At 63.2% G+C, this 2131-nt stretch carries 1 protein-coding gene and 1 pseudogene; both read left to right on the plus strand.

Annotation, left to right across the window (positions count from 1 at the left end; translation table 11 throughout):
• Nucleotides 1-57 precede the first annotated feature (57 nt).
• Nucleotides 58-1725 (plus strand): ShlB/FhaC/HecB family hemolysin secretion/activation protein, encoded by a 1668-nt coding sequence (locus AC1DT2_RS21580; protein WP_477298634.1) that lies wholly within the window; start codon nucleotides 58-60, stop codon nucleotides 1723-1725.
• Nucleotides 1726-1787: 62 nt separating this feature from the next.
• Nucleotides 1788-2131 (plus strand): annotated as a pseudogene (locus AC1DT2_RS21585) (catalase); the annotation flags it as partial.

Here is a 2131-nt window from a genome sequence, read left to right on the forward strand (position 1 = left end):
AACACCGCCCGCGCTTCGTTGATCCTCGTGTAGGTCATCGTTCGTAGGGAGCTTTGCATGAATCGATGGCTCGGCTGCCTGCTAGGCATGTCCGTCGTGTGTTCCACCCAGGCGCAGGTCCGCGCGCCGGCCAATCCACTCCAGACCCTGCCGCGAACGGAGACGCCCAAGGAGGCGCCGTCGGTCACGGTGAATGTGCAGGGGCCTAACCCGGCACTGGAAGCGCTTCTCGCCAGTCATCTCACCCCGACGCGTTTCGATGTTGTCGGTGTGCGCTCCATTCCCTTCGCCGATGTCGCCGCCGTCTTCGCGCCCCTGCGCGGCAAGGACACGAGCGTGCGTCAGCTCGTCGCGGCTGCCGACAGTGTCACGGCGATGTACAAGAAGCGCGGCTACGCACTCTCGTTCGCCTTCGTGCCCAGCCAGACGTTTTCCGGCGGCGTGGTCCAGGTGACCGTCGTCGAAGGCTACGTGTCGAGCCTGACCGTGCACGGCGATGCAGGCAACCTCGAAAGTCGCATTCGCGCGATGGCGGCGCACATCGTGGACGAACGCCCGCTGCGGCAGGATACGTTCGAGCGCTATACACAGCTGCTCGGCCAATTGCCGGGCACCAAGGTCGCCGCGAACGTGCCGCCACCGACCACGACCGATGGAGCGACCACGCTCGACCTGACTATTACGCGGCAGCGCTACGACGCTAGCTACGGCATGGATCTCAACCATCCCGGTGCGCAAGGTGTCTTCACCGCGCTGGAGAACGGTGCAACGCCACTGGGCGAACAGCTCAGCGTATCGACCTTGTTTCCGAACGGTGGCGGTCAGCGACTTTATTCCGCCGCCTGGGTCGAACCGATCGGTTCCCAGGGTTGGCAAGGCCGCATCGATGGCAGTCACTACTGGGGCAGTCCGGATACCGATGACGAGTTGCCCTCGTATCTCGATCATCGCCTCTCGCAGGAACGCCTTGCACTCACGGCGATCTATCCCCTCGTGCTCACCAACAGCAAGCGCCTGAACCTGACGGTGAGTGCGTATGCGTCCACGCAGGATGACCGCTACCGCAACACCGATTCGGGCGCGATGATCTCCCTGCGCTCGAGCGTACGTGTGCTCGACGCGGAACTGTCATGGCTGAAGACCGCGGCGAAGCATTCCGAGCAGTTCAGCTTTGCAGTCGCGCACGGCTTCGACGGCTTCGGAGCGAGTTCGCGTGCAACGACCAACCTGGCCGGACCGCTTGCCGTGGCCATGCCTGACATCAACTTCACGCGCTACACGATGAATCTGGCCTTCTCGCAGGAATGGGCGCACAAGATCGGCACCGTCGTTCGCGCCACCGGACAGTACAGCAACGACGCGTTGCCCTCGACCGAACAGATCAACTTCGGTGGTCCAAGCTTTGCTTACGCTTACGACCCGGGTGACGCCGCAGGCGACAGTGGCTGGGCGGCGTCACTGGAGGTGAACCGCGCCTTCGTCTCGGGAACGCACTGGATCAAGTCGATCGTGCCTTACGTGGCGTACCAGTCCGCGCGTGTCTATCTGAACGGTGGACGGCCCCTGATCAACAAGCTCGATTCAGCGGCGATCGGCGTGCGGCTGTCGGACAACAAGCACTACACCGTGGATTTCGCGCTGGCGGAGCCGACAGGCGACAAGCCGCCGGAGAAACAGAATCGGGATGTGCGCTGGAACCTCACGTTCAGTTACAAGCTGATGTGAGCCACATCGCCTTCACGAGAGCGGCCGCAGGATAAAACGCTACCCCGCCGCTCGAGATCGCCATGCCCCTCTCCCTGAGTCCGCCGCCGATTCGTTTCGACGACTCCCTCGAGCACGTCGAGCCTGATGAAGCCGAGACGGCTGAACAGCTGATCGAGACCCTCACCAGCATCAACCAGACTACCCTCGAGCACGAAAAGCACGCGTATCGCCCCGTGCACGCCAAAAGCCACGCACTACTCACCGGCGAGCTGGTCGTGCCGGACGACCTGCCGCGCGAACTCGCGCAGGGTATCTTCGCCAGGGCAGGGCGCTATGGCGTCGTCATGCGGCTATCGACCGTACCGGGAGACATTCTCGACGACAGTGTTTCCACGCCACGCGGCATGGCCGTGAAGATCATCGG

The sequence above is a fragment of the Luteibacter sp. P4_E6 genome (assembly GCF_056401535.1).